4 protein-coding genes are annotated in these 6,572 nt (G+C 43.2%); 2 read left to right on the top strand and 2 right to left on the bottom strand.

The window, feature by feature from the left end; genetic code table 11:
• The coding region (locus OEU88_RS17350) for an AMP-binding protein (protein WP_262696477.1) at nucleotides 1-1,977 on the bottom strand (1,977 nt) is incomplete at its 3' end.
• 355 nt (nucleotides 1,978-2,332) lie between these two features.
• Nucleotides 2,333-4,942, bottom strand: a complete 2,610-nt coding sequence (mobF, locus tag OEU88_RS17345; RefSeq protein WP_262696476.1) for a MobF family relaxase — start codon at nucleotides 4,940-4,942, stop codon at nucleotides 2,333-2,335.
• A gap of 192 nt (nucleotides 4,943-5,134) precedes the next feature.
• On the opposite strand from mobF, the gene OEU88_RS17340 reads away from it, so the two are divergent.
• Together OEU88_RS17340 and OEU88_RS17335 are read left to right on the top strand one after the other, a co-directional pair.
• On the top strand, nucleotides 5,135-5,542 hold the full coding sequence (locus OEU88_RS17340; RefSeq protein ID WP_262696475.1) for a hypothetical protein: 408 nt from the start codon (nucleotides 5,135-5,137) through the stop codon (nucleotides 5,540-5,542).
• 22 nt (nucleotides 5,543-5,564) lie between these two features.
• Nucleotides 5,565-6,548 carry a hypothetical protein gene (locus OEU88_RS17335; protein WP_262696474.1) on the top strand — a complete coding sequence of 328 codons (984 nt, stop codon included), beginning with the start codon at nucleotides 5,565-5,567 and terminating at the stop codon, nucleotides 6,546-6,548.
• Nucleotides 6,549-6,572: the final 24 nt, after the last annotated feature.

Raw genomic sequence — 6,572 nt, 5'->3', positions numbered from 1 at the left:
ACCAACACTTTTATGTTCGACACATACACCTTTGGGCTTTCCTGTAGAGCCTGAGGTATAGATCACATAAGCGAGGTGGTCGGAGCATATCCCCAAAGCCGAAGTATCAGGGTTAGTCTCAGGGTAAAATGACAACGCCTCAAGCTGCTCTGGCTCATCGAGAAGCACCAGCTCAGGGCGATCCTGACAACGCTCATCAAACAATGATAGATCAGTCGCTATAGAAGCCTGACCAATAACTATGTGAGCTTGTGTATCATCAAGCATAAACCGAAGGCGGTCCTCCGGATAATCAGGATCCAGCGGAACATAAGCACCACCAGCCTTAAGTATTCCCATAATACCGACAACCATCTCAAGAGAGCGGTCAAGGCAAAGACCCACTAGACTATCTGGCTTAACTCCCTGCTCAATCAGGTAATGTGCAAGCTGATTACTCCGCTTGTTTAACTCAGCATAACTAAGTTCACTACCCTCATAAACGACAGCAATGTTATCTGGAGTGCGGCTGGCTTGCTCTTCAAATAAAGTATGCAAACACTTGTCTGATGCATAAGCCGCAGATGTATCATTCCATTCAATAAGTAAGCGGTCACGCTCCAGAGAAGATAATAATGGTAAACGAGAAATACGCTCTTCTGGTGCATCCAATACATTGCGCAATAAAACTTCAAAATTAGAAGCTAGGCGCTTTGCTGAAGATTTACTAAAAACATCCAATCGATGTGAAATAGTCAAACTCGCATGGTTTCCTTTGCCATAATCAGTGAGCGTTAATGTCAAGGGCACGGAAGCGAAATTGCCTTGAATAGGCTTAACTTCTACTGATTCGGCGCCCATACCTTCAGAAAGGGTAAAAGGCTGAAAATTAAATAATACGTCAGGAAAAAGCTGCGCATTAGTATGCTCTTTAAATGCATGAATAAAGTCCGATATAGGGAACCTTGCGTGCTGTAATGAATGCTTGAGTTCAACATCTAAACGCCCAGCTAAGCTACCAAAACTCTCCAAGTCATCAAATTTTAACCGAATAAAAAAGGAATTTAGAAAAAGACCTAGGCTATCTTTCTGAATTGCGCCAATTCTATTATGAACAGGTACACTTGCCAGCATTCCCTTAGAACCCGACAAAGTTGACAAGTAAACATTGAGAGCAGTTAAAAAAAACGAAGTTATTCCAATTCTCTTCGTTTGGCAGAACAGTTTTATCTGCCTATAAAGAAGCTGATCGAATGAAATGTTAGTAACTTCAGCGGCATGAATATTAAATGCACGATTATGCTTCAAGCTCGTAAAAATAGAGCTAAGGTCACTGGAACCTTTAAGTTGCTCCATCCAATATTGTCTATCAGAAAAGTATCTTTTAGAATCTATGTATTTATCTTTTTCTAATACTTTTAAAAAGGAACGTGATGGTAACTCACTCAAGCTTCCAGGCGAATTATATGCTTCAAGCAGCTTTCTAAACCATAAAAAAATGCCCGCACCATCCAACACAGCGTGAAATACAGTCATAAAATAAAAGAAACAATTGTCGGAAATTTTTATAATTGCATCACGCCAGTAAGGAGCTCGATTATAATTAAAAGATTTCTCAGTTTCCAACTTCATCCATTTGAATGCTGCACGTTCCGGGTCACTAGCGGTTGAAAAGTCTAATTGCCTCAATTCTCCGATTAGGTGTTCTTTAATGTTTTGCTCAAAACGCCCATTCTTTAGCCGTATATTTAAAGAAAAAAGATCGTATTTCACTGATAACCGCGACCTGACATTGGAAAACTTTTCAATATCAACTATTGCTGGTAATACTAGATACGCTGAAGGATGCCCTACATTTTCTTGGAAAACCTCATTCTCAAGTAGAAAGGCTTGTTGATATCTACTTACAGGTGTATATTTAAATTTTGAGTTTTTTTCCAATGTCGTAATTTCACGCCTTTTTATACTTGAAATTATTACCATTTCTAAATCAGTCACCGAAACATTTCAGGAATAAAGTACAATTGCATTCATCTTTATAAGATACAACTATTAGATGCTATGCTGCAACACAGTTAACTTTTACGTGATTGCCATGATAAAACTATAGGGAGAATTCAAAAGCGGCGATGATTATAAAAAACAATCGAAAGCACCTTACTAAGCTACGTTATCAGGGCTCCAGATTGAAAAAATTGAACCGCTTCAACATGGCAGGAAAAAATACAAGCAAAACTAAAAAAATTAGCCTTTATGGTCTTCAAAAAGACAAAGAAAATAGATCTTTTTGATTAGAATTTTGCAATCAAAAAATGATTCTCAAAACTAGTCACTAAGCCCAACTCAAACTTGTTCATCGATCAATAGTTGGCAGTTTATCCTTAGGTTTTGTGCTACGTGCTATCTCTAGTATTTTTGTAGAACTTGGTAAGTAATCCAGTGCACTCACTTTCTCTCTCAACTTTGACCAACTGAAGCTTAGTTGTTTCTTAAGTACAGTATTGCTTAAATCAGGCTGTTTTCTGTTTGCCAGAAGCTTCCCGTCCAGAACGCTGCGCGCTAACTTGTCCCGATCGACAAACAGGCGCGTGCTTTTACGTGCCCTACTAGTCGCAACATAAATATCACTGCGCTTCATAGCAGACGAGGCAACCACATATGCTTTGTCAACCGTGGCGCCTTGAGCGGCATACAATGTCGAAGCATATGCATAGCTCAGTGGCAGGCTGCCTTTTTTATCCACTAGCGCAGCTAAATTTACTTCCGCAGACCTGCCCCCTATCTGTAGTGATAAGATGGGGTTAAGCTGTCTTCGGTTATTGATTGATATCACTTTCGCTTCTGTGCCGTTGACAACACCGAGTGTATTAATTTTACGAGTAAAACGCATATGCTCCCCTTGGGCTATTACTATGGCTCCACCTTTCTCTGCATTCACCAGTATCTGGTCTCTGCCCAAGTACCCAGTTTGCTGCAAGTTTACTCGCATCATAGCATTCAACTCACTCACTTCCTTATTCGTGCGTGCAATCACAAGAGAACTGTTTTGCGGAAACAATCGCTTATCTTCGGCCCAAGCCTCAACCGCGGATCGCAACACCGCAGTATGGCCATCACACAAATTGAGTAAGCCGTGCTGGTCATATGCCCTAATCGCAGCATCTGCATTACCGCTTGCAAAGTGCTGAGAAGCACTACGCGCCCAGAGCTGCTCTTGACGCCGAGCGGTATCGATACGTGTGACACCGGTCTTCTCGCTCACAAGCTGCAAACCTGGGCCTGCGCCAACGGATTGTAACTGCTTACTATCACCGGTGAGGATGACCTTTGCTTGTGCTGATTGTGCTGCGCTGAGAATTTGTTGCATTTGACGGGCAGACAGTTGCCCAGCTTCATCCACGATGAGCACTGTTTGCTGATCCAAAAACTGACCGCCACTTTGTGCACGGGCAAGCCATGCATCTGTCGCCCTGCTTTCGATGTTACAATCACTTGCTAACTGGTTAGACGTTTTCCAGGCGGTTGCACAGCCAATCACACGGTAGCCTTCTTGCCCATATAGTGCCGACAAGGTTCGCAAGCTAAAACTTTTGCCTGAACCCGCAGCCCCTTCGATCACCACAAGGTCGGCCCCAGTGGCACCTGATATTACTGCCTCCTGCTGTTCTATTGATAAAACCGTCTCGGATAGTTTTGAGGAAACGGACGACACAGACAAACTATGATGCTTAGATTCAGCCAACTGGCCCGCTATCTTTTGCACATCAACTTCCAGGGCTATCTGACCTTTGGTTGAGTAAACGGCCTGGCCGGTGGCATCCGGCTCAAGGAAAACAACTTGCTCAGACTGTACCAATTGATCAATTGCTTGTGTGATCTCTAGCTGTGTTTTACCCGCCCCTGTGGCAGCGGCGGCAACCTTTGCCATAATGTCTTTATGCTGGAACACACTTTCATGAGCCATCAGCTCAGGCAATACCTGCTTCATTCGATCATCGAACAGGCGATCTTGCAACGCTTTATCAACATTGTGCCCCAAACAGTTTTTCCATTCGGCTTCGGCAAAACCAAGCTCGCTGGCTTCACGGCGCCAACGCACCAGTTGGTCTGGTCTACTTTCAAAGACGGCTTCTTTGCTGGTGCGGGTCGCTTTTGTCAGCTTTGCTGTGGTCGCTGAAGCACCCTTTGGAGTAAGGCCTAAGTCTTCTAGCTTTGATACAATCTCCGCGCGGCGTTGACTAAAGTGATCACGCACATGCTTAGGCACGCCCTTCACTTCAAAAAGGCCTGTTGCATCCGTGCGGTCTATCTGCACGCCCAAGCGTTGTTGCAACTCGTTTGCGAGAGACGCGCGGTACTGAGCGCCTGCTGCCATTTTCCAACGAAATAGATGACGTCCATCAAGCGCACCGACAGTATCATCCGTACGCTCTGCCAAATTCAAGATAACTGCATGAGTATGAAGCTGTGGATCCGATGACAGATCAAAAGCATCTTTACCAACAGGCCGCGCTTCACCGTGCTGGAATAATGCTGCTGTGAGCCTGACACTCTCAAGTGATACACCTCCTTTGCCCCGACGCGCAAAAGCAGCATGTTCGTTCAGCATGTCAAGAGCATCACGTACAGCTTTTTCCTGTGCTTGCTCAATGATTGTACGTGTTTGCTCATCGGATACAGCGGCCAAAACCGAAACACTTTTAGGGGCCGAAAAAGTCATATCGTAAGCGGCAACACGGTTGCGAAAGGCACCGGGCGATGGGATCAAAACCTCACCCTTAAGGTTTTCCCCTGCATGCAGATGCAAAAAATCTGACGCGGTAACTTCGGCGCTGTTATGCAAGCCAAAACTCTCGTCGGGTGCATACCAACTCCCCTTTGGTTCCTTACCATCGACGTAATATTCGCCCTGTTCCTGAAGGTAATATTCTGCCGTAGCACCTGCTGCGATTGTACAAACCATACGATTCTCCTTGTTTGGAGAAGCAAGCTGACAAATTATTCAGGAGAAAAACTGGGTAGAAACTTGAGTCGCACAAAATAAGTAAAATTATTCACGAGCATCAGAGGTGCACAGGTGTGAGTACAACTTCTTGCAACAAAGTAAAACAATCTGCAGCATTGATATTCAACAAATAATCACTAAGTACAAAACATGAACATTATCATTGCTAAAAAACATGCACAGCAATTTACAAAGGATCTGCAAGGCTACTCTCAGCCCTTAACGATAGAACCAATAATGGTTAAGCATATCGATTTCTTCATGCAGATGAGGAAAAGCAATGTGCCCTGGCCTCAAATTGCAACCCTAATGAGTGATGCGGGTGTCTATAGCCGCTCAGGAAGCATCATTTCACCCCAGCATTGGGCGGCAATGTTTTCTCGAACTCGCAGAAAGTGCACCAATGTCAAATTGCAAAAGGACCACGACAAAAAGCCACAACAAGTGAAACAGCAAACGCCAACCACAACGCACAAAGTCAGTTCTAACAAGACTCTTCAAACGGACGTAATAGGCCGAATCTCCAGAGCTCGGCATATTAGGAAAAAAACACAATAAAACACACAAAATGGAGAATAATATGGCTGAACTACCCCCTATGAAAGGGTCTTTCTTTTACAAGCACGTTACGAAACGAGATCCCAAACTGCAGAAAAAACTCTACAATAAAAGTGTTAGATACAATCATGAAGGTAAACGCAGAGAAAAATACGTCCTAGCCCAAAGACTTTTGCGAGAGGCCCTTTTAATTGAAGCTAAAAGCAATAAAGCACGACTGAAAAAACTGGGGATGGAACACAGTAAGGTGGAAGATGTTATCTGTGAATGGGCCGGCTTTAGCCCAGTTACAATAGAAAATAATGCGCGTAAGTTGTTCAAAACAAATACTGTTCATGGAGGTAATGTTAGAGCCAATCACTTTGATAAAAATAAGTCACAATATTTAGAGCATTATTATGGCCTCGAATTCCCAAAAACTTTAGATGAAAACCTGACTAATGCTCAAGCTTGTCTAACTATGCTAAGGACTGCGTTCGAGCGGGCTACGCGGGTTAAAGCGTTAAAGAACAAAATCGCAAACTCTAGGTTGGGGAAGGAAAATATAGCGAAATTTCAGTCAGAGATTTACGCTAGAGATCGACTTTCCTTAAAACAGGCAATTCGTTGCACGGTAATTTCTAGTGTTAATTTAGCTATCTTATACCCTCAATATTCGGAACACGCCGATCTTCTAGAAGCCGCTTTGACCTACGGGCATTTCCTGCGTGGCGGAATATATACTATTGCCCCCCATCAAATGCAGATACTTCTCGATATTATGAGTTACAAAGATCACCTTTACAATGATTTGCCTCCCGAAGTTAACGGGTTTTACGATTATGCGCGAGCCGCCATCGGAATAAAATGGCATAAGGGACAATTTGAGCCAATTGCTAGAAAATGCATACAAAAACACATTTATTATGATGCCATTGATACAACTGCTACCGATCTCCGCAAGCATGGCTCGCTTGAAGACCTTTCGATTGAGGAAATAATAAAAATACGAAAAATAAAACTCTAATCTAAACTATTTCACTTTAGTCAA

Origin of the sequence: Kordiimonas aquimaris (assembly GCF_025574485.1) — a bacterium.
Classification (GTDB): Bacteria; Pseudomonadota; Alphaproteobacteria; order Sphingomonadales; family Kordiimonadaceae; genus Kordiimonas; species Kordiimonas aquimaris.
Note: the sequence above shows the minus strand (reverse complement) of the source record. Positions and strands in the feature narration are given on the sequence as shown.

Excerpts from the sequence above, each read along its gene's own strand:
- mobF (WP_262696476.1), bottom strand. The coding sequence starts at position 4,942 with ATGGTTTGTACAATCGCAGCAGGTGCTACGGCAGAATATTACCTTCAG.
- OEU88_RS17340 (WP_262696475.1), top strand. The coding sequence starts at position 5,135 with ATGAACATTATCATTGCTAAAAAACATGCACAGCAATTTACAAAGGAT.
- OEU88_RS17335 (WP_262696474.1), top strand. The coding sequence starts at position 5,565 with ATGGCTGAACTACCCCCTATGAAAGGGTCTTTCTTTTACAAGCACGTT.